23 protein-coding genes and 1 pseudogene are annotated in these 21491 nt (G+C 45.5%); 10 read left to right on the top strand and 14 right to left on the bottom strand.

All coding sequences use genetic code 11. The annotated features are described in order from the left end of the window. Positions 1-171 precede the first annotated feature (171 nt). The 3 genes from ACRRS0_RS15360 to ACRRS0_RS15350 form a co-directional block, all read right to left on the bottom strand. Complete coding sequence (locus tag ACRRS0_RS15360; protein ID WP_432452330.1) at positions 172-873, bottom strand: hypothetical protein; 702 nt, start codon at positions 871-873, stop codon at positions 172-174. A gap of 230 nt (positions 874-1103) precedes the next feature. Beyond that, complete coding sequence (locus ACRRS0_RS15355) at positions 1104-3557, bottom strand: EAL domain-containing protein (RefSeq protein WP_432452331.1); 2454 nt, start codon at positions 3555-3557, stop codon at positions 1104-1106. Between the two features lie 260 nt (positions 3558-3817). Then, positions 3818-4402, bottom strand: a complete 585-nt coding sequence (locus ACRRS0_RS15350; protein ID WP_432452332.1) for a TetR/AcrR family transcriptional regulator — start codon at positions 4400-4402, stop codon at positions 3818-3820. Between the two features lie 362 nt (positions 4403-4764). Here ACRRS0_RS15350 and ACRRS0_RS15345 point away from each other — a divergent pair, with 362 nt between their 5' ends. Beyond that, positions 4765-5238, top strand: coding sequence for a DUF1348 family protein (locus ACRRS0_RS15345; protein WP_432452333.1), 474 nt, complete (start codon positions 4765-4767; stop codon positions 5236-5238). Between the two features lie 211 nt (positions 5239-5449). Here ACRRS0_RS15345 and ACRRS0_RS15340 read toward each other — a convergent pair whose 3' ends face one another. Together ACRRS0_RS15340 and ACRRS0_RS15335 are read right to left on the bottom strand one after the other, a co-directional pair. After that, complete coding sequence (locus ACRRS0_RS15340; protein WP_432463621.1) at positions 5450-6001, bottom strand: nidogen-like domain-containing protein; 552 nt, start codon at positions 5999-6001, stop codon at positions 5450-5452. Beyond that, positions 5992-6114: pseudogene (locus ACRRS0_RS15335) on the bottom strand (hypothetical protein); the annotation flags it as partial. The gene ACRRS0_RS15340 and the pseudogene ACRRS0_RS15335, both read right to left, overlap by 10 nt. An 829-nt stretch (positions 6115-6943) precedes the next feature. Here ACRRS0_RS15335 and ACRRS0_RS15330 point away from each other — a divergent pair. From ACRRS0_RS15330 to ACRRS0_RS15320, 3 genes are all read left to right on the top strand, one after another. Continuing rightward, the gene (locus ACRRS0_RS15330) at positions 6944-7807 is read left to right on the top strand and encodes a hypothetical protein (protein WP_432452335.1); all 864 of its coding nucleotides are present in this window, start codon (positions 6944-6946) and stop codon (positions 7805-7807) included. A gap of 114 nt (positions 7808-7921) precedes the next feature. Next, on the top strand, positions 7922-8785 hold the full coding sequence (locus ACRRS0_RS15325; protein WP_432452336.1) for a hypothetical protein: 864 nt from the start codon (positions 7922-7924) through the stop codon (positions 8783-8785). A 103-nt stretch (positions 8786-8888) separates the two neighbouring features. Then, complete coding sequence (locus tag ACRRS0_RS15320) at positions 8889-9425, top strand: NUDIX hydrolase (protein WP_432456160.1); 537 nt, start codon at positions 8889-8891, stop codon at positions 9423-9425. A gap of 57 nt (positions 9426-9482) precedes the next feature. On the opposite strand, the gene ACRRS0_RS15315 is transcribed toward ACRRS0_RS15320, so the two are convergent. The 7 genes from ACRRS0_RS15315 to ACRRS0_RS15285 all read right to left on the bottom strand — a co-directional run bounded on the left by ACRRS0_RS15315 (position 9483) and on the right by ACRRS0_RS15285 (position 14887). Next, complete coding sequence (locus tag ACRRS0_RS15315) at positions 9483-9986, bottom strand: ureidoglycolate lyase (protein ID WP_432452337.1); 504 nt, start codon at positions 9984-9986, stop codon at positions 9483-9485. Positions 9987-9994: 8 nt separating this feature from the next. Further along, on the bottom strand, positions 9995-10999 hold the full coding sequence (gene alc / locus ACRRS0_RS15310; RefSeq protein ID WP_432452338.1) for an allantoicase: 1005 nt from the start codon (positions 10997-10999) through the stop codon (positions 9995-9997). A gap of 176 nt (positions 11000-11175) precedes the next feature. After that, entirely contained in the window at positions 11176-12003 is an 828-nt protein-coding gene (locus ACRRS0_RS15305; protein WP_432452339.1) for a MurR/RpiR family transcriptional regulator, read from the bottom strand. 39 nt (positions 12004-12042) lie between these two features. Beyond that, positions 12043-12765, bottom strand: a complete 723-nt coding sequence (locus ACRRS0_RS15300) for an amino acid ABC transporter ATP-binding protein (RefSeq protein ID WP_432456161.1) — start codon at positions 12763-12765, stop codon at positions 12043-12045. Beyond that, positions 12758-13408, bottom strand: a complete 651-nt coding sequence (locus ACRRS0_RS15295; protein ID WP_432452340.1) for an amino acid ABC transporter permease — start codon at positions 13406-13408, stop codon at positions 12758-12760. Before ACRRS0_RS15295 ends, ACRRS0_RS15300 begins: the two co-directional genes overlap by 8 nt. Before the next feature lie 11 nt (positions 13409-13419). Next, positions 13420-14088, bottom strand: coding sequence for an amino acid ABC transporter permease (locus tag ACRRS0_RS15290; RefSeq protein WP_432452341.1), 669 nt, complete (start codon positions 14086-14088; stop codon positions 13420-13422). 13 nt (positions 14089-14101) lie between these two features. Continuing rightward, a complete protein-coding gene (locus ACRRS0_RS15285; RefSeq protein WP_432452342.1) occupies positions 14102-14887 on the bottom strand; it encodes a transporter substrate-binding domain-containing protein in 786 nt (261 codons plus the stop codon). 469 nt (positions 14888-15356) lie between these two features. On the opposite strand from ACRRS0_RS15285, the gene ACRRS0_RS15280 reads away from it, so the two are divergent. From ACRRS0_RS15280 to ACRRS0_RS15265, 4 genes are all read left to right on the top strand, one after another. After that, on the top strand, positions 15357-16055 hold the full coding sequence (locus tag ACRRS0_RS15280; protein WP_432452343.1) for a spondin domain-containing protein: 699 nt from the start codon (positions 15357-15359) through the stop codon (positions 16053-16055). 9 nt (positions 16056-16064) lie between these two features. Then, a complete protein-coding gene (locus tag ACRRS0_RS15275; RefSeq protein WP_439022888.1) occupies positions 16065-16763 on the top strand; it encodes a spondin domain-containing protein in 699 nt (232 codons plus the stop codon). Positions 16764-16825: 62 nt separating this feature from the next. Next, a complete protein-coding gene (locus tag ACRRS0_RS15270; RefSeq protein WP_432452345.1) occupies positions 16826-17527 on the top strand; it encodes a response regulator transcription factor in 702 nt (233 codons plus the stop codon). Further along, entirely contained in the window at positions 17517-19010 is a 1494-nt protein-coding gene (locus ACRRS0_RS15265) for a sensor histidine kinase (protein WP_432452346.1), read from the top strand. Before ACRRS0_RS15270 ends, ACRRS0_RS15265 begins: the two co-directional genes overlap by 11 nt. Before the next feature lie 91 nt (positions 19011-19101). On the opposite strand, the gene ACRRS0_RS15260 is transcribed toward ACRRS0_RS15265, so the two are convergent. Further along, positions 19102-20157 carry a helix-turn-helix domain-containing protein gene (locus tag ACRRS0_RS15260; RefSeq protein ID WP_432452347.1) on the bottom strand — a complete coding sequence of 352 codons (1056 nt, stop codon included), beginning with the start codon at positions 20155-20157 and terminating at the stop codon, positions 19102-19104. A 218-nt stretch (positions 20158-20375) separates the two neighbouring features. Between ACRRS0_RS15260 and ACRRS0_RS15255 the strand changes: the two genes are divergently transcribed. Beyond that, the gene (locus ACRRS0_RS15255) at positions 20376-20732 is read left to right on the top strand and encodes a DUF805 domain-containing protein (protein ID WP_432452348.1); all 357 of its coding nucleotides are present in this window, start codon (positions 20376-20378) and stop codon (positions 20730-20732) included. Further along, positions 20729-21292 carry a hypothetical protein gene (locus tag ACRRS0_RS15250; RefSeq protein ID WP_432452349.1) on the top strand — a complete coding sequence of 188 codons (564 nt, stop codon included), beginning with the start codon at positions 20729-20731 and terminating at the stop codon, positions 21290-21292. The genes ACRRS0_RS15255 and ACRRS0_RS15250 overlap by 4 nt, the downstream gene beginning before the upstream one ends. On the opposite strand, the gene ACRRS0_RS15245 is transcribed toward ACRRS0_RS15250, so the two are convergent. Continuing rightward, positions 21264-21449, bottom strand: coding sequence for a phage integrase N-terminal SAM-like domain-containing protein (locus ACRRS0_RS15245; protein ID WP_432452350.1), 186 nt, complete (start codon positions 21447-21449; stop codon positions 21264-21266). The two genes, ACRRS0_RS15250 and ACRRS0_RS15245, sit on opposite strands and share 29 nt — an antisense overlap. Positions 21450-21491: the final 42 nt, after the last annotated feature.

The following is a 21491-nucleotide window of genomic DNA, read 5'->3' as shown; positions in this document are numbered from 1 at the left end:
TGGTTTTGCATCATTGAGGCATAACAGTAGCAGCAGTTGAATTGCGGCACTACTAACTTTAGAAAATTAGTTAACTAGGCTAGGCGGCTACTCGTGTCTCATGATTAAGTTTTTTCTATCTCAATGCTCGTTTAGTTCGCTTAAATCAAGTTGACTTCTTGGTCGGAGGCGTTATTTCAACGTGTCATCATCGGTATGTTGCTGAATGGCTTTTCGTAGTTGCTGCTCAAATGGTTCAATGAGATGTTGGTATTGTTTATTTAAATAGAAGTAGCTTTGAATTTCTATATAGGGATGTTCAAAACAAGCTTTAAGATCGGTGCGTTGAACTTGGTTAAACAAGTAAGCGACTGCTTTTTTCGATGCTGGAAAGTAGTCAGCTCGTTGACGGTTCAACATTTCTAGCATTGACTCTGCATGTTGTACTTTTGCATGACCAACATTGGAAAGCTGATAAAATAGTTCAAAGTAGGGGATCCCATTGACTCCAACGGGTTTCAGTTGGTTGAGTCGACGATGATCGCTAAGGCATGAGTTACTTTTGTGAACCCATACCCAAAGCTCTGTTTTTTCGATGGGCACATTTACTTTCATCATGCTGCTCGCTTGGCGGTTCGGCAGGTCGTAGGGAAATGCTTCTCCTCCTAATTGACCTTCTTCTGCCAGATGATGCGAGCGCGCATCGGGGAGTTGTATTAGTTCTAGTTGTACGTTTAAGGCCTTAGCGGCTTGCTTAAGATGAAGTAGATGAGGCTCTTCCTGATTATTATCGAGGTCGAGGTTGAACGTCCCTACTTGAATTATTGTCTCTGGGTAGGCTTGCCCGATAGGGAGTAAAAGACTTACCAGCAAAATGGTTAGAGGTATTTTCAATCCTGTTTTCATTACATGAGTATAGAATACAGGTTCGGGTTTCTAGCACTTATTTATCAAGAAGAACTATTGTTTGGTGAGTTGCTTGTTTGAAGGTCTGAACTCTATGTTGAATGATATGGTTTTGCGCAGGGGATGCTTTGTCGGCAAAATAACCATTCAATTGAATCGATGATTGATCCGTTAATTTGTATGAAAGTGGACGCCAATACTTGAATAAGGTCTGAAGTCTAGATGCATGTAAGTATTTCACTTTGTTGGCTTAATATATCTTTAAGTGCAATTACGCCAACGCAAACACCGCTAGAGCCGACCACCACCACCACCATATCAGGATCCTCGATGAGTTTAGGATAGAAATGTTTAACTGGGGTATCCATCGAAACTTCTAAAAAGTTTTTACTCATCACTTGATGAACTCTTTTATTGAGCGTGACTAAGTCTCTATGTTGCTCTCCTTTGGTATTGAGGTAAGGGCTAATTGCAGCATTCACATCACAGATATGTAATATCCCTCGACACTGACTATGTTCGATAACGATGAGCTGCTTTGCCTTGTGTTTGGTAAATGACTCGAGTGCTTTTTTTAGTTTGTCATCGGTGGATATTTTGGGAAAGTCACGCCGCATGATTGCCTGTGCATTCTCAGCATTAGCGCGAGACAGTAGCGTCTGAAATTGTAGGAAAGTTCCATGAGTTGGGGTACTGAGTATGTCCTGTAAGCTCTTTGGTTTATCAAATATATAACCTTGGATCATATCAACCCCTAGGCTGGATAATAGGTGAAGCTCTTGTTCGGTTTCAGCGCCTTCAGCAATAATTTTTCCGCCAATTTTATGTGTTAGCCTACACAACATATTAATCATTTCATATTCATTGGATTGCTTGGTAAGGCCAGACACAAAGGAACGGTCTATTTTTACAATGCTTACTGGAAGCTGACGTAAATAAGAGAGAGAAGAAAAGCCGGTACCAAAATCATCGAGAGCGATAGAAACGCCATGAGCTTTTAGTTTATTAATCCATTTAGCATGATAGTTTGAATCTTCGAAATATGCGGATTCAGTGAGTTCGAGGGTGACTAGGTTTAAATCAACTTTACTTTGTTCTAAGATCTTAAGCGTATCTTCTAAGCAGCAGTGAGCAATGCGATCATTATTGACCGAACGATTGATCGACAAGCCTATTTGGTCGTTCGCGTAGTGTTTTTGTAGCAAGGGCAAAACTTTTAAGGCTTGTGTTGTGACTAAGTCATCAATTTTGTCTATCCAATTAAATTCTTCGGCAATTTCGATAAGTTCTTGGGTGGAATAGTTTATGTCTGTTTCTAATTGTGCCCGGAATAAAGCTTCAAACTTGACTATTTTAAGCTCAGATATATCGACAATGGGTTGATAGTAAACCGCAATATTTTTTTTTGCTAAGGCCTGCTTTAACAAGGTGGCTAAAGTATTTTTCCGATCAAAACGTTTGGTTAGGCGTCGGTCAAAATAATACAGTGAGGACTTTGCCAGACGGCTGTTGGCGATTAAGGCTTGGACCGAGTGACTGAGTAACTGAGTTGGACTTTTGGCATCGATATAGAGTACTGATACTCCAGCGGTAATGTTGGCTGATAAACCCATGTTATTGCTTTCATCATTGCCTTCTAAGACGAATATGACTTTTTTTAGGGTTTGGTCAATCGGCTCGACTTGCTTGCTTACAACAAAATAGGCTGCATACATACTTTCGTTGACTAAGCCTAAGTGACCAGTAAAGGTTAAGCGAGCAAAGCGTTGAGATATCAACCAGTGTTGTGTGAGTTTACTGAGTGTTTGTAGCATTTGAAGGTCGAAAGTAATGCAAATGATGGTCATGTCATGACTCAGCTGTTTAAAGCTTTCGTCTAGTAGGCTAATAAAGGATTGTTTATCGGGAATATGAACCTTAGAGACTTCTTCGAGATTATCGTGTTGCCACATATGTGTTGATACATCGAGTTTGTGGCTCGCCGAAACATATACATGGGAAGAGTCTTCTAAGTCGATGCGTTGTATTCTGCCCTCATGAGCAAAAATTTCTCCTTGTTTGGTTTTAGCTAATCGTTCACCAAACCATATTTTATGTTCATCGACGTATTGCCATAACTTTTCATAAAAGGAGAATGTGTAGCGACCACTTTTGAGTATCGATGCTGGCTTGCCAAGCAGCTCATGTTCGGCGTAGCCAGTAACATCACAAAACGCTTGGTTCACAATCAAGATACTATGGTTTGCATCGGCAATCATGAATGCTTCGCTAGACTTAGAAAATAGTTTTTTAAGAAACTCAAGTTCTTGCTGTTTGGTTAGAAAATATTGCGTAAATTGAATGGTTCCTTTCACCATATTTCCGTTTTTGGGCATGTCGCAAATCATTATTTCGGCGATATAACGATGTTTATATGTATTGATGACGGTGGTTTGGCTCAGCCCAATCCCGGTTTCTCGAACTTCAGAGATATGTTGTTTTAATAGCTGTAACTGTTGAGTTTCAAAGGCGGCATAAAGTTGGGATAAAGTGAGCATGTTTTGCTTTGGGTAACCCAGAGCGCTCATGAGTTGACGAGAGCAGTTTAATCGTTGGTTATCGATGTCAATTGACCAAGGCTGTGGGCTAAAGTCTTTAACTTTTTGAAATAAAACATCATCGACAACCATCATATTCCTTTGAATTTAGCTCAAATTAGTATTAATGAAGTAAATTATAGCTAGTTTTAACAATGTTTGAACGGAAGTAAATAACCTTGTTGTCAATTAGTCGTGATAAAAATGATTACACTTGTTTAAATAAGTATTTTTAGCCACTTTATCAAATAGTTAATAGAATAAATAAGCGATTTGTTATTTTATCCGCTGCGCTATCGAATGCTATGGTTGTTGTTTTAAATGGCTTGCAGGTCGGTGTTGTGATAGGTGCATTTTTATGCCAACTGGAGGTGAGCAGTGAGTATCACTTGAGCAATGGCTTTGGCATCGAGTGGCGAATGATAATCACCAGTAGTGTGCGCACCAACAATCGCCCCATCCACAAGGATTGAGAGCTGGCGAGCGATGGCTGCTGAGTGATTGAGTTGTAAATCGCTGAGTAGATCTTCAATGAAGTTTATAACTTGTTCTTTGTGAGTGGCGCAGGTGATGTGGACCGGGTCATTGTGACGTGGATATTCAGCTGAGGCATTAATAAACATGCAGCCAAAAAAACTATCAGAATTAATCCAGTGATTTAAACCATCAAAAAAGGCCATGATAGGGGCCAACTGTGGAGCAAAATCTTGCTTGCTCGTTAAGCGTTTCACTTCTGCTTGTAGTAAATCCATAAATTGCTGGTCACGCCTTGTTAAGGTGGCAATGATTAGCTCTTCTTTAGATTTAAAATGATTGTATAGCGTTTTTTTTGCGACCCCCGACTCAGCTAATACCGCATCGATACCAGTGGCACGAAAGCCATGTTGGTAAAATAGTCGTTGTGCGGTATCGATAAGCTGGTCTCGTTTGCTGCTCGCCATCGTAAGTCCTGTTTTTCTTTAGTATACCGTTCTGTCTCTCATTTCGACAAGTTGATTTTGGGCTCCTCTTTTCATTTAGGTGGCGTGAAAATTTAGTTGACGTAGACAGATTTGTCTCCTAGACTGCTCGTGAAGTAGACAGGTCTGTATACTTCGGCTGGCACTTAAAGGTGCAGCAAGGGAAATAAGCATGTTGAAATTGTACGACTTTGAATTGCCAGAGAAGGTCCATCGAGTTCGCTTGATGTTGTTATTCTTGATCTTGTCTTATCAAAGCGTGGCCTTAAATTTTGCTAAGGGAAAAATCACCAACAGGCTATTTATTTTTTACTCTAATGAATCTCTAATATTGAAGGATGACAATGAGCACTGAACAACGTTTACCACTACCACCATTTGACGCGCAGAGCGCAGCACAAAAGGTTCGGGTGGCTGAAGATGGCTGGAATTCTCAAGATCCGGTGAAGGTGGCCTCGGCTTATACTAAAGATTGTCAATGGCGTAATCGTGCTGAGTTTGTGACGGGCCGAGGACAGATAGAAGCATTTTTGCAGCGCAAGTGGGAGAAAGAACAGCAATATCGTTTGATTAAAGAACTATGGGCGTATAGCGATCATCGAATTGCGGTGCGTTTTGCTTATGAATGGTGTGCAGCCGATGGCCAATGGTACCGGGCTTACGGGAATGAGAACTGGGAGTTTGATGAGCATGGTTTGATGCAACTTCGTATTGCCAGTATTAATGATTTGGCCATTGATGAAACGGAACGAAAGTTTCACTGGCCCTTAGGGCGTCGACCAGACGAGCATCTCGGGCTAAGTGAGCTTGGTTTGTAGGTTTATGGTATCGACAATTGAGGCGTGATCATTCAGTAAGGAAAAGCAGGATGCACAATCCCGAGCCGAGTTGGTCAGCCGACAAGTGTTACCTGCAAAGTGAATTTTGGCGGGTTTGTCTGTGGAACTCCGCTGAAACCTCTGAGGTCGGCGGAGGGGGTCACTTCTAAAATATGATTTAGTGCAAGATGAATCTCTCGGCACTAGGTATTTAGATGACAGCGCTAAAATCGAAGACTTCTGGCCTCGCTAAACTTTTAAGAAGGCCAGAGCGTTGCATCATATTAGGGCCTTGGTCAACAATATAGTCATGACCGACCGCCACATCTGGATCGATAAAAATCGGTTCATTGACGCCAACATTAAAGTCAAATGACCAACCACCGTTAACCACCACTGGCATAATTGGGTTCTCGGGAGTGGCTCCGGGTAGCGCGCCCTCGCGAATCGCAAAGCGCCACACTCTGTCTTCATCGGTATTGGAAGTGGTGGCCAAATTACCAATTTCGGCACTGAATGAGCTCGATAAGGCAAAGTAGTTTTTGCCATCTCCTGCATCGTCGCCTGCTTGCGCTGGTGCTCCACCAAAATCACCGCTACCATCAGAGGCATCACCAGTGGTCCAGTCTAGGTGATCGTAGCGAAATTCAACATTAAAGTTGCCTGTACCCTTATCAGATCGGTCGATCAGCACTGCTTGGAAACTATTGGTTTTATTGTCATTATTTTCATCGTAGCCAACATTATCCCTGGTCACGGCCACAACCCATCGGATGGGCCACCAACATAGACCGACCCGCAATCGCCACAACGTGTGTCTATGTCGGCCCCAAATGGCCTAATCATCGCTTGGTTCGCAAGCGGAAGGGGTTGCGGCGTACAACCTTTGAGTGAGCTTTCGAAGGTGAGCTTACCATTATGATTAACGAAGAAGCTTTGGTCATGATTTCCAAAATAGTTAACCTCGAAGGGAAGGTCGAGCCGATTAGACGAGCTATCATCGCTGCAGGCATGGCAAGCTCGCCATAACTAGCGTCTCCGCCAAAACTGGTCAACATACTCGCTTGGATAACAATCGTTGTAATAGCGGTCAAGGCCAGAATTTTCTTATTCACTTGTTAATTTCTTTTAATATGCTCAAAGAAGAGTTCCGTTACTGTCTTATTATTTTCAAGTTCTTAAGTAAAAACGCTCTAAGTAGTAATGCATTTAATATCATTCGCTTAGGTATTTCTGTTGATAATAGAGTTACTTTTTGTAAACTTTACTGATACATTCATTTGTAATGTGGTGTGATGAATTGATGAGTTTGTAAGGTTTTATTTCAGTGACAGCTTTGCGGTTGATAGCTGCTGAGGCCTTCTTGATATCATTCAGTAGCATTTTGCTACCCATCTAGTGAAGAGGGTTGCGAAGCGTTCCAATGTGTCAGTTACCGACTAAACCTGGCTAAGCTTAAAGGAACGAGCGGCGAGGCGGTTAAAAACTCTTTTTCTTCGGTAAGAAAGGCGCGCCATATTTGCTTCTCACTTTGATTGGCAAGGTGCGGGTCGAGATTAAAAATGGACCGTCAAAGCGCACTAGAGCTTAGCCCTGGCGCGATTTTGTTTGAACCGCGATCAGGCGAGAATATGGCAAAAATAATATCTGTATTTTTGACTTATACTCAAATAAGCGAATGGCTTCACTGGCACTAGGAGGCGCTGTGAAATCTTTACTTATGTATGTGGTGCTTACGCTGTACTTTGTTGGCTTATCATTTTCTAGCTTAGCGACCACCATTTACACCTGCCGTGGGAAGGAAAGCCCCAATGATATTCGCGCAGAGTACGATATTGCACTGTTTCGTCTGGCACTAGATAAAACCGTCTCGACACATGGTGAATATCAGTTAAATATTATTCCTAACATGAATACATCCCGAGGATTAAAAGCTGCATTAGCGAATACTTGGCCTAATTTTTTTACCAAGCAGTCGGTCTCAAAGAAGCGTTTAGAGCAACTTAGTTATGTCGACTTTCCTGTGGACTTAGGAGTTGTTGGCTATCGGATATTTTTTGTTTCGCCGCAAGCAAAAGATAAATTGGATGAAGTCGAAAATATAGAGCAGCTTAAATCTTTTACGATTGGGCAAGGTATTGGTTGGCTGGATAGCGAAATTCTTAAACACAATGGTTTTCGCGTGATTCTGGGCAGTCCCTATGAGAGTTTATTTAAGATGGTTGCTAAAGGTCGTTTCGATCTATTTTCTCGCGGTAGTAATGAGATCTATGCAGAGTATCAGGTACACCAGTCGATAGGCGATTTATTGATTGATAAACGGCTTGCCCTATATTACCCCTTGCCAAGGTTTTTCTTTAGCCATCATTCGAATGTTGAAGCGACTCAAAGAATCAAACAAGGATTATTAATGGCTTATGATGATGGCTCTTTGATGAAGCTTTGGAACCAGTATTATGCAGACAGTATTCGCTTGGTCGAATTGAAGAATAGAAAGATTTTTCAGATTGAAAATCCATTTTTACAAGGGATTGATAACAGTTATCAACAGTATATTTATCAACCCTAATTGATTTATACAATTTATTGCTCCCAGAAATTTTATAACTTGCGATAGAGATAAAAGATAACGCTGAGTGAAACATTACACTTAAGCATAGTTAATATGTATTGAGGAGTATGCGTGGGCTATTTTTTGCGCAATGGCCTAGTTGGCCTTTGTTTACTGATATTATCATTACCTTCTTTTGCGCTCACAACCTTTACTTATCGGGGGAAAGAGCATGTGAATGATACGCGTAGTGAATATAGTATCGCCTTGTTTCGACTTGCTTTAGAGAAAACGGTGAGTTCTCATGGCAGCTATAAACTAGATCTCGTGCCTCGAATGAATTCTAGTCGAGCCTTGAAGTCCGTTGAGGGGAATTTGTTTAGTAATTTTTTTACTAAGTTGTCGGTCTCAACTGAAAATCTTAAGCAATATAGTTATGCAGATTTCCCCGTTGATTTGGGCATTGTGGGTTATCGTGTATTTTTTGTTTCTGCTCAATCTCAGCAAGCGCTTCAGGCTGTGGATAATATTGAGCAATTAAAAGAGTTTACGATTGGGCAGGGGGCTGGGTGGCTTGATAGTGAAATCTTAAAATATCATAATTTTAAGGTAGTGCTTGGTGGTACTTATCAAGCGCTATTTAAAATGGTCGCCAAAGGGCGCTTTGATTTATTTTCTCGGGGTAGTAACGAGCTCTTAGCTGAGTATCAAGCACACCAAAACATTGAAGGGCTGCTATACGATAAACATATTGCGCTTTATTATCCTTTGCCTCGATTTTTTTTCACCAATAAAGCAAATGCTGATGCGGCTAATCGAATTAAACAAGGCTTGCTTAAGGCCTATTACGATGGCTCTCTAATGGCGTTATGGAAAAAATACTATGGCGAAAGTCTCGATTTTGTGGATCTTAGACATCGTAAAATATTCCGACTAGATAATCCCTATATCGAGGGCATCGACCCTAGCTATCAGCAGTATATTTACCAGCCTTAATGCACATGGTCTCTGCGAGTTGAGCAGCGCTTGCAGCTTGCGGACAGCGATTTTGTTTGGTAATTTTGCCGCCTCATTTTTAGTTTGCTGGTTTGCTGTTTCGATGCGTCTTCTTCAATCTACCGTTCATCCTCAAATTGCCAGTCTTGGAGGGCGTAGCCTCGAGCGTTTAGCGGCGCGTGCGATTGTATTAAGCGGCGATGATATTTTGCTAATGTATACCGAGCGTTATCATGACTACAGCTTACCTGGCGGTGGGGTCAATCCTGATGAAACATTGACTGCCGCTTTAGTGCGAGAGTTGAGCGAAGAAACTGGCGCGCAAAACATTCGCGATATTGCCGCTTTTGGTTGCTACGAAGAGTATCGTCCTTGGTATAAAGAGGACGCCGACTACTTGCATATGCGCTCTTATTGCTACACCTGTAATATTGATCCAAAGCTTGGCAAAACATCATTAGAAGATTATGAAGTGAACAACGGGATGCAGCCGCGTTGGGTGAACATCGAACAAGCCATTGCCCATAATCTGGATACGCTGGCTAATAACCCCAAAGCAGGCATGTCGATTGAGCGCGAAAGCTACTTATTACAGCGAATACGTGATGAGTTAGTCTGTGCTTGCAGCCTTAGCGCTTAAGTGGTTGGCTTGCACTCGGGCGCAGCCGTGATACGCTGCCGCCCGAATTCAAAGCGCTTACTCAGAAAACAATAGCCTGATGGATTGGCTTAAGTTTTGTTCGACACAATTAGCTTCTTCACCACTGCGGTCAATCACTAAAAAGTCACTAACTTGTTCAAGGCTAATCAGCGGATGGTGCCATACACCGCTGTGATAATTCACCCCTTGATTACCCTGTGCCAAAAAGGCTTTGATTTGCCCTTCTTTTAGCTCGCCTGCGGGGGCAACTACCACCACATAGGGGCGTTGTTGCAGGGGCATAAATAACTGACTCCCGTAAGGATGGTGCTCCATCATCTTGATACTTAAAGGCAAGCCAAAGGCTTGCCCTCGAAAGATTGAGGCGATCATTTTACTGTGGCGACCACTGCATTGTAGGTCGGCTAAGTTGTGATAGCGCTCGGTGCTGCCAGCATTGATGCTGAAATGCTCGCTGCCATCGGTTTGTATCACCTCGCCAAAGGTGCTAAATGCGCTTTGGCTGAGAGGCTCCAGATATAAATCTATGTGATTTACCATATGACTTCCTATGCCTTACCCCACAATCTGACGCGACTGATCCCACCATCGGGATAGATGTTAACTCGAATATGGGTGATCGGACCCAGTGGATTTACTTGGCTGAAGTGGTGATCATGATCAGCGCTGAGTGGCTGAGCTGCCAATAGTTCCGGCCAAAACATACTCTGGCTAATGAGGCTTAAATCGTTCGGGTCACTAATGTGCGCCGCTTGAATCGATAACTTATCGGGGAAGTTACCTTTAAAGTGGGTGGTGGCGATTTCAATTTCTTCAACGCTGCCTGCTTGACCCAAGGCGATAATACACCAGTCGTTACCGGGTTCACGGCGACGGCGGGTTTCCCAGCCATCTCCCATGTTGACGCCTTTGCCTGGTGCCAGCAAATTACTGGGAGTACCGTAGTGGGCATCGTTAAAGCCAACCACCCGGCCACCATTGACTAAGGCGACCAAATCGATTTTCTCGTCACTTTGAATATCGGCTTGTGGCAGGCCAAATACTCTTAAGCGAGCAATCCCGCCATCGGGAAAAATATTTACTCGTATATGGGTCACCGCCTGAGCTGTGCTCACTTCAAAAAACTGGCTACTGTCGCCTGCGAGAGCGCTGGCAGGGAGCAGGGCTTGCCATTGGGTTTCGCTGTCGGGCTGTTCCTGATCGCTATGACAAACTTCCAAACTTACGGCGGGGGCAAAGTTGCCGGTGAAAAAATGGGTATCTACTTGTACACCTTTCACGATACCTTTTACGCCCAGTTTTACAATGCTCCAATCATGGCCCGCATCGCGGCGACGACGGCTTTCCCAACCATCCATCCATTTACCGTTATCGTCATACTTATCAGGATAAAAAACCGCTGGTAGGTGATTAAGCATGCGGTCGGCTTTGGCAAAAAAGTCATCACTGACTGCAACCACAGTGCTGCCGAGGCGGTGATCGGCTAAGTTGATAAATTGACGGCTAAACTCTGGCGCATCGGTGTTAGCGCTGGCGGTGATTACTTGGCTCATGATTGTCCTTATTGTTCTTGTATGTTGTGTTCACAGACTCAAGATTTGAGTCAAATGCATCTAATTTAGCATAACTAGAGGCAATCGTTTCATGGTCGATGTTAAGCAGTTCCAAGTTTGATCACTAATATGACATCGGCGCATAGGCCTGATGTCTAGATTGAGTAAAACTTGCCTTAGTTATAATGCTCTAGTTCATCCAGCAACTGATATTGCTTGCTGATTGCGGCACTACGTTGCTGCGCAGCAGTGCCCAAATAGTCGTAAATTTTATTACTTAAGTGTGCCAATAAACTCATCGGTGCCGCATAACTGTCGAGTGCTGTATGGTTGCTCATCGGACAAACTAATAGGTGTTTTACGTCTTTGGCATAGCGTTGTCCCGATTGGTCAGTGATCAGCACACTATTACAGTGACTAATTTGCTCAATTAGCGCGGAGAACAATTTGGGGCGACGGCGGATCCCAATCACGATGACTAAGTCATCAGCCCTAAGCTGGCTGAGATCTTCACCAATACTTTGCCCTGGCAGCGGCAGCAAATTCACGTTTGGCCGACATTGGGTGAGTTGTTCGCGCAGGTGCATCGCTAAAGGGTAGCTATTGCGGTAGCCAATAATGGTGATCGCTTTGGCGTGACTAATTTGTTCGACTAGTAAATGGAAATCGAGAGGCTCTAGTTGTTGATAGAGCTGATTGATGCTCTGAATATCCTCTTTATCGCCATGGCTGCCCGGCTGATTGGTGAGCAGCGGTTGGCCCCATTCGCGCTGCTGGCGCAGTTCATCGCAAACTTGCTGATGGTCTTGATAACCGAGCTGGCGAAAAAATCGACTAACGCTGGCTTTTGAAACTTTACAGGCCTGAGCAATTTCTGCGGTGGATAAAATGAGAACCTTGTCTGGGTGGTGCTGTAGGTAATCGGCCACCACTCGGGCGGTGCCAGATAGCTGTTGGTAATGCTCTACAATTCGTTGATTAAACGGACAAACCGATTTACTCATTGGCCACTCACTCCTTGGTTTCGCTATGGCTTGATGCGATTACAGCACCGCCGAAATAAAGCTTTGTAATTCGCTGGTCTGAGGATTGGCAAAAACGGCCTTACTCTCGCCTGTTTCCCATACTTTGCCTTGGTGCATAAATACCACTCTATCACCCACATCACGGGCAAAGTTCATTTCGTGGGTCACCAAAATAAGGGTCATGCCCTCGGCGGCGAGCTGCTCCAGCACTTTGAGAACTTCTCCGACCAGCTCCGGGTCAAGCGCTGAGGTGATCTCGTCACACAACAGCACCTTGGGCGACATTGCCAGCGAGCGGGCAATTGCCACACGTTGTTGCTGACCACCCGACATGCTGGTGGGGTATTGGTCAAACTTATCGGCCAGGCCAACTTTGGCTAATACCGACTCGGCCAGGGCGCGGCATTCGGCCTCACTTTTCTTTAATACCAATTTCGGCGCTAACATGATGTTTTCCCCGGTAGTCATATGGGGGAATAAATTAAAGTTTTGGAACACCATGCCCACACTACGACTCAGTAAACGCAGCTGTCTTTCATCATCGCTCACGGCTTGTTTGTCGACAATAATAGCGCCACCTTGAAAAGGCTCCAAGCCATTAATACAGCGCAATAGTGTGCTTTTACCAGAGCCACTACGACCGATGATCGAAATGACCTCTCCGGCCTTCACTTTTAAGTCGACGCCTTTTAAAACGTGGTGTTGACCGTAATATTTATGAATTTTTTCAATACTAACCAGCGACATTGAGTTTTTTCTCCAGATACTTGCTGTACAGCGACAGTGGAAAACACAGTAGGAAATATAGGGCGGCGACTAAGGCAAATACCTTAAAGGGTTGAAAGGTGGCATTGTTCAGCATGGTGCCTGCTTTGGTCAGTTCAACAAAGCCGATAATGGAAGTGAGGGCGGTGCCCTTAACCACTTGTACCGAGAAGCCAACGGTTGGCGCCACGGCCACTTTGAGCGCTTGCGGTAGAATAATATAGCGCATGGTTTGTAAGAAGCTTAAACCCAGAGTGCGAGCCGCTTCCCACTGACCTTTGTTGAGCGACTCAATACAACCACGCCATATTTCGCATAAAAAGGCGCTGGTAAACAGGGTTAAGCCAATAATGGCCGCCGTCCAAGCGTTCACATCGACTCCGACTAGGGACAAACCAAAAAAGATCAGGAATAACTGCATCAGCAGAGGCGTCCCTTGAAAGAGTTCTACGTAGCCTCTTACAATTGCCCCCAATACTGGGTTACGGCTGACCCGCATAAAGGTAAGCAGCAGGGCCACTAAACCACCGCTGGCAAAGGCTATTAGCGATAATAAAAGGGTCCAGCGTGCTGCCAATAATAAGTTACGTAAAATGTCCCAATCGGTAAATTGCGTCATTATTGGGCTTCCTATAAGCTTGGATTTTTGAACATGCGTCGAGCACCGAGTTCGAATAACTGACGCATTGCAATAGCTAGCAGCAAATAGATCAGTGCGGTGACCAAATACGATTCGAAGCTTAAAAAGTTTCGAGACTGAATAAAGTTGGCGGAAAAAGTGAGTTCTTCAACCGAGATTTGCGACACCACAGCCGATCCCAACATCACAATAATGCATTGGCTGACCAGCGCCGGATAAATCCGTTGAAAAGCCGTAGGTAAGACGACTCGGCTAAAAATTTGCCAATGGCTTAGCCCGAGCGTTTTACCAGCTTCCCACTGACCTTTGGGAGTGGCTTCTATGCCTGCTCGAATAATTTCGGTCAGGTAGGCACCCAGGTTGATCACCATCGCTAAACAACCCGCTTGCCAAGCACTTAGCTTAAAACCCAGTGCGGGCAAACCAAAGAAAATAAAAAACAACTGCACAATAAATGGAGTATTACGAATTACTTCAACGTAGCTGCTAATGAGCCACCGCAGCCAAGGTTTCTGACTCACACGGCCAGCAGCCCCAGCGGTGCCAAGTAAAATACCGGCAACAGTGGAATATAAGGTGAGCTCGGCGGTGGTGAGTAAACCTTTGCTTAACTCCGGTAAATAGGGCACTAGGCCCGCAAAATCCAGCTGGTAGCTCATTAGTCTCTCCGATTTAAAGGCCTGCAGGAAGGGAGGTTTTAAACCAAGTTAGTGATAGTTTTTCTAGTTCACCTTGGCTTTTAGCTTTGGCTATCAGGCTGTTCACCTTGGCAACTAAGGCGTCTTCACCCTTCATTACACCCACATAACAAGGCGAATTCTTCAGCATGAATTTGGTCATCGGTTTACGATCTGGGACGCGTTTGGCAATTTCGGTAGCCACTAGGTTACCGGTAGCGATTAGCTCGACTTGACCGGATAAGTAGGCCGATAAGGTGGTGTTATTATCTTCAAAGCGCTTAATGGTGGTCGAGCTATCGACTAACTTGCTTAGTTCAATATCCTCTACTGCACCTCGGGTTACCCCAATGGTTTTTCCAGCGAGATCAGCGGCGCTGGTCACTTTCACGTCTTCGCTACCAAATACACCCAAGAAAAATGGCGCATAAGCATCACTAAAGTCGATGGCTTTTTGGCGTTCTGGGTTTTTACCCAGACTCGAAATAACCAAATCGACTTTACGCGTTTGTAAGTAAGGAATGCGGTTCGCGCTGGTGACGGGCACAAGCTCTAATTTCACCCCCAGTTCTTTCGCAAGATAACTGGCCATATCGATATCATAGCCCTGAGGTTGCAGGTCACTACCTACCGAGCCAAATGGCGGAAAATCTTGTGGAACCGCCACTTTTAGTACGCCGCGCTGGGTTAAAGTGTCAAGCTGGTTGGCTTGAACCAAAGTTGAGCTGAACATGCTAAGCGCAATTGCGGCGCCAGCGAGTAGAGATTTAATTTTAAACATAGTGCTTCCTTTGCGAGTGTATTGAAATAAAGTTGAAACGATTGAATCTTGTGGGTTTGGTTTTGCAACAACTGAGCCAGTCAACAAAATATCCATTTAAAATTTTAATTCGTAATAGATTACAAGGGCTTAATTCGGTGTTGATGAGGCGGGAACAGTCGCTCGCGGAGATTTTTAGCTTGGTTTGTATGACGAATTGCACATTTTGAGGGCAAATGTTGCACTTCGGTGCAGCTCTGTTGGCGCATCAAGCGATTGACGAAACGCCTAATGAAGCGTTGAGCGTGACTAATATTGGGCAGAGGGTAGGTTTTAAGTGAGGTGTGTCAATTATTTTTATCTTTAATTGATTGTTAAATAAGGACTTTATGGCATGTGATAAAAACGTGATAAGTTCGTGAGTTGCTTGGGATAGCTGCTGTTTAAGCTGAGTGCGACTGTTAATTTAGGACCACAAAAGGAGCGAATCATGGATCTCAAGTCATCTTTATTGGCACTGCCACTGCTTGCGGTAAGCAGCTTAAGCCACGCCGCAATGCTCGATGTAAAAATTACTAACCTAACACAAGGCATTTACTTCACCCCATTACTCGTGACCGCACACGCTGCCGATAGCCATCTGTTTGAGGTGGGTCAAGCGGCTTCAAGTGCACTGCAAGCGATGGCCGAAGGCGGAGATATTTCCGGCTTAGTTAGCATTGCCGATGGTATTGCTGCGGTATCGGTGCAAAATCCGGCCAGCGGTTTATTAGCGCCAACTAGCCAAGCCATGCTGAGCGATATGGATACAGGTGCCAATACTCAGTTGAGCATTGTGGCGATGATGTTGCCGACCAATGATGGTTTTGTTGGCATCGACAGCTGGCAAATTCCCAGCGAAGCGGGAACCTATACCTTTTATATGAACGCTTATGATGCGGGAACCGAAGCTAACGATGAAATCATTAATGGCGGCGGCACACCGGGGACTCCGGGAATTCCGGCCGATCCGGGAATGCATGGCGGAACGGGGGCTAGCGGCGTGACGACTGTTTCTAGCAACAGCAATATTCATATTCACCCCGGTAATGTGGGCGATAGTGATGCCAGCGGCGGCATCAGTGATGTAGATAGCCGTATTCATCGCTGGTTAAACCCAGTAGCTAAAGTACAGGTTACCGTGAAGTAAGGAGCAATGATGGCTATCTTAAAATTTACTCAGCGAGCCTTGACCATCGGGCTGCTGGCAGCAGGCTTAAGCGCCTGCGGCACTGACGATGTAAGCAGCAGCGCTGCGATGCAAAGTTATCAAGTTACCATATACAATGATACCGCAGCGCAGGCTTTATCGCCGGTTATGTTAGCGATCCACGATAGCGCGATACAGCTGTGGAGCATTGGTGCACCGGCAAGTTTGGCTTTAGAAAACTTGGCTGAAGGCGGCGATGCAAGTGCTTTAGTCGCGATGTTTAATGGCAAGGATGTGGCCATGCTTGGCGCTGGGGCGGTTGGCCCCGGCGACACAGATAGTTTGATGATTACTGCAGCGGCGCGCCACGATATGCGTTTGTCATTGGCAAGTATGTTGGTGAACAGCAATGATGCCTTTAGCGGATTGAATGCTTTGGATCTCTCCAAGGTGATGGTGGGTGAAACCCTGACTTATCCTTTGCCCGCCTATGATGCTGGCACCGAAGCCAATAGCGAAGCGGCTGGCACCATTCCCGGTCCAGCCGACGGCGGTGAGGGATTTTCGGCAATTCGTGACGATGTGATGAATAAAGTTTCCCGTCATCCCGGTCTAGTGACTCAAGCAGACGATGCTGCATCGGTATTAATGCCCCAACATCGTTTATCGAATCAGGTCGGTCGGGTGGTGATCACTCGTATCGATTAAGCACCCCATGGGGACGTCCGCAAAGTTGCGGACGTACCTATTTAAGCTGCTATGGAGCATTTATGTCAGCACGGATCTTGGTGATTGAAGATGACCACGATATCAATAATTTAATCGTTATGAACCTCGGTGACCTGCTGTATCAGGTGGAAAGTTGTGATCATGGGGGCCAAGGTTTTATCCAGGCCAGCCAACAAGCCTTCGATTTAATTGTATTGGATCTGATGTTGCCGGGGATGAATGGCCTGGATATTTGTCAGCAATTACGGGCTCGACAGATTAATACCCCGATATTAATGTTAACCGCACGGGATTCTGAAGCCGATCGGGTGGTGGGTTTAGAAATGGGGGCCGATGACTATCTCACCAAACCTTTTAGTGTGCGTGAGTTACAAGCGCGGGTGAAGGCGATGCTGCGCCGAGTTGACCTGTTGCAGCAATCTCAGAATCACCCCGAACCGCAGTTAATGCAGCGCCAAGACTTAAGCATCGACGTGGCGCGGCGTCAGGTCTCGGTGGCTCAGCAAGTGGTGGAGCTTACTTCCACCGAGTTTGACTTGCTTTATTATCTGGCTAAATCGCCGGGTTTAGTGTTTAGCCGCACTCAATTATTAGATGAAGTGTGGGGTTATCAACACAGCGGCTATGAGCACACGGTGAATTCGCACATCAATCGCTTACGCACGAAGTTGGAAAGCGATCCCTCTCATCCTCAGTATGTTCTCACCGTATGGGGCGTGGGGTATAAATTTAATGATGTTTAGCTTGCTTAGCTCTTTCTATAGCAAATTAGTGTTGGCGGTTGTGGCTTGTTTTATACTGGCGGGGATCTTACTGCTTGGCTTGGCCCATCAAAGCTCACAACAGTATCAAAATGAAATCGAGCAGAAGTTACACCTAAAGTTGGCTGAATACCTGGTGAACGATCAACAGTTGTTTCAAGATGGTCAGCTCGATCCCAAGGCGATTGAGGCAGCTTTTCATTCGATGATGATCCTGGGGCCAAGTTTCGAATTTTATATTCTGGATCCGCAAGGTAAGGTGCTGACTTATTCAGCCGACCCGCAAAAAATTAAACGCACCCAAATTGACTTAAGCCCGATCCGGGCTTTCATTCAGGGGGGGCATGTGGTGCCAATTGTTGGTCAAGATCCTCGTTCTAACAGCCGGAGTAAAATATTTTCGGCGGCAGAAATACGCGATGCAAGCGGGCTAAAAGCTTACCTATATATCATTATTGGTGGCGAGATCTACGACAGTGTGGCTGAGCTTTTACAAAGTAGTCATATTATGAAGCTCAGCCTGATTGGTTTGTTTTTCATTTTGGGCTTTAGTTTGTTGGTGGTGGTGTTGGTCTTTGGACTGCTCACCAAGCCATTGCGTCGCCTCGCCAAAGATATCGATCAATTCCAACAAGTGGGTTTAGAGAAAAACGCCAACATTGCCGAGCATTGGCAAAATAACTCCTACGACGAGGTGCAAAAGCTGGGTTCGGCCTTTAGTCATATGGCCACCACCATTCAAGGTCAATATCAAAAGGTGAAGGATACCGACCAATTGCGCCGTGAGTTAGTCTCTTATGTATCGCATGATTTAAGAACGCCACTGGCATCCTTGCAGGGTTACCTAGAAACTTGGCAATTGAAACATCGCGATTTAAACTTCGACGAAGGCGAAAAGTTGATTCAGGTAGCACTGAGTAGTGCCCGTAAAACCAGTGCCTTGGTGGAGCAGTTGTTCGAACTTGCCCATCTGGACAGCGAATCGGCGACGCTCAATCAAGAGCCGGTGGCGATTGCCGAATTGGCGCAAGATGTGATGCAAAAATTACATTTAGCTGCGCAAGCCAAGCAGCTGCTGATGCAAGTAGAGCCTCGAGATCCATCGTTAATGGTAAACGCCGATATTCAACGGATCGAGCGGGTATTTACTAACCTGCTGGAAAACGCCATTCGTCATTGCAGTATCGGCGATCGAATTAGCGTGCGCATTCAGCAACACCAAGATCCACACAAACTCAATATTGTGGTGAGTGACACCGGCTCAGGCATTCCCGCCGATGATCTACCGTATATTTTTGATGCCCATTATCGGGCGGAAAACCGAACTCAGGATCGCAGCGCTCACGGTGGCCTGGGTCTGGCCATTGCGAAGCGGATTGTGCAATTGCATTACGCCAGCATTACCGTTGATTCTTGTTTAGGTGAGGGAAGCCAATTTAGCTTTGCGCTGGATAAACCAGCTTAACAGGGGCTCGGCCAGATGGCGAAGCACTGTTAAGCACTGTTAAGCACGGTGCCCAAAGTTAAGCTTGGCGGGGGACTTGGAAACTAGCGGTTTAAGGCTTGGCGTGATTGAGTGAGTCTCGAAACTGACTGGGGCTTTGGCCAGTCACCCGTTTAAATTCACGATTAAAGTTAGATTTAGTTTGAAAACCAGCATTCAGGTAAATTTGAGTGAGGGTGTCATGGCTATTCGCCATTAAGTTTTTGGCTTGGGTGATACGGTATTCGTTAACCACCTTGGACACGTTGCGGCCGTATATTTGATTTACTGCAATCGATATTTTTCGCGCCGGGATCCCCAGTTTACGAGATAAGCGATCAAGGGTTAAATCGGGGTCGAGAAAGGCTTGTTTATTTAGCATCAGTTGATCGAGCTGTTGCACTATTTGCTGGGCTTGTTGCTGGCTTAAGGGAGGCGCGTTTTGGTCTTTAGCCGCGCTTTGCAAATCGCTGGGCTTAAGCGCTGCGGCACCAGTTTGCTGGTCACTGGCGCGGGTACTCAGGCTCACAAAAACCACCGCCAACGACAGCATCGGTAACAAAAATGCGTGCCCAAGGCTCAGAATATAGCGAGCATGTTGTCCTTGGTACCAGACAAAATCTAATGAAATACTGGTATCGATCATCGCCGAAAATAACAACATCAGCCCGGCGATGCGCTCCGACTTTCTTGCCCATTCAATCGCCGATAATTGTACTTGTTCCGGCAGTTCATCCTTGGCCAGGGAACTTCGCAGCAATGCAAGCCCATAAGCCAGGTAAAGTGTGGTTAAGGCGATATCTAATAGGGGGAGCCAGCTATGAATAAACCAGGCGAGGGTCACCAGTATTGGGCCCAAGGCATGTAATCGTGATAAACCTTTGGCGTGATGGGCTTTGCTAAAGTAATACCAGGCGGCAACCGGGATCAAAGACGCCAAAATGGGGGCTAGGAAATGCAAAATCGTCGCATCAACTGTCCAACGTAAGCCAACCACCGCGGTGGTTAAAGCACACAGCAGTAAAAATAAGCCACCATTTTTTGCTTGCTCGGGGTTTTGCACCATCAGGCTCAGCGCCAGCATCACCAATAACAGAGATACCACCATGGGTAAGGGGATAGCCAACATAACAATTCCATTTTCCTTTCAAGGCTAAGTTGTCATTTTCATTAGGCAAGCATACCTAGCTTCAGCGGTGGGGAGAAGCGCCCCGCGTCCTTAAACCCGTTTTAGGGCGTCCTCGAACCTGTTCTAGGACGCTTCATTCCCCCAATTACCGCATTCTCGGGTGGTTCTGCAGCATCTTTGCTGCGTATCGCTTAGCGTTTAATTGTGGAGAATGAATCATGAAATGGTATTGGCAAGCATGGAAATATGCGTTGGTGTTTAGTGGGCGAAGTTCCAGAGAAGCATTTTGGATGTTTTTTGCGGTAAACCTGTTGGTGGGGCTAAGCGTACTGATTTTGGAGCTCACTGGAGTGACGCCCGCTTGGGTCGATATTGTGTATAGTTTGAGCTGTTTTCTCCCGATGCTTGCGCTAACTGTTCGACGTTTACATGATACTGGGCGTTCGGGATGGTACTTGTTATTGATGGTGATTCCGCTGGTTGGGCCCTTGTTGCTATTGTTTCTTTTGGCCCAGCCCGGATTACCGGGTCGCCATGCATTTGATCAATTTCCGTTACAAGGGAGCCATTTATGAATCACAAATTGATGAATGCTGGAGTGAACTTATCGTTGCTAATCAGCTTGATTTATTTATTAACGCATATTCCCTTTATTGTGGCGAAAGAAGTCGACTTGCCAAGCATTCCTGCTGGCGCACAGGGCGTGGTTTATGTTGAAAATGCCAGCGAAGGACAGTTGTTGTACTTGCATGGGATCAGTGGCAAAGGGATCTATGTGGCCAAAGGCGAGCCCGGCGAAGTGTGCGTGATCCCATCATTTCCAGTGATTGCGGGTGGCTTTGATGGTCAGGGGATCGAGATTGCCAAAGCCAAGCCGATCCGCTTGGTGGTTTATAGTAAAGCGGTATCTGAGCGCTTGAAAGCTGGCGAGCAAGTGGTTAGTGAAGATTGGGTCCTGAGCCTGCCCAATAGTGCTGTGCGAGGCGATATTGGGATCGAGTCAGGGCTAAGTTTGCAACAGGGTTTTATCTTACATCCGCGAAAGTTTTGGAGCTCGTGGTTTAGCAGCCGTTGGCGTCAAGCGAGCTGTAAGGCGGCAGCGCATTTTACCGCGGCAGTGGCGACTGGCAAATAAACTGGCTTAAAAATACCAGTGCATTTAAGGCAAGGGTCTGACTTTGTGGTGCGAGCTCCCTTTGGTTAGCGAGCTCGCTTAAAAAGCGCTCAACCTCTCGGTTGTGCATGTCTTTGGGATGGCGTTTTGCTTGAATAAAATAAAGCGCCATATCCATGCTAAATCCCTTCGAGTTGTTGTATCTCTAAAGCGTGTTAAG

Source organism: Agarivorans sp. QJM3NY_29, assembly GCF_050870835.2.
Lineage (GTDB): Bacteria > Pseudomonadota > Gammaproteobacteria > Enterobacterales > Celerinatantimonadaceae > Agarivorans.
Note: the sequence above shows the minus strand (reverse complement) of the source record. Positions and strands in the feature narration are given on the sequence as shown.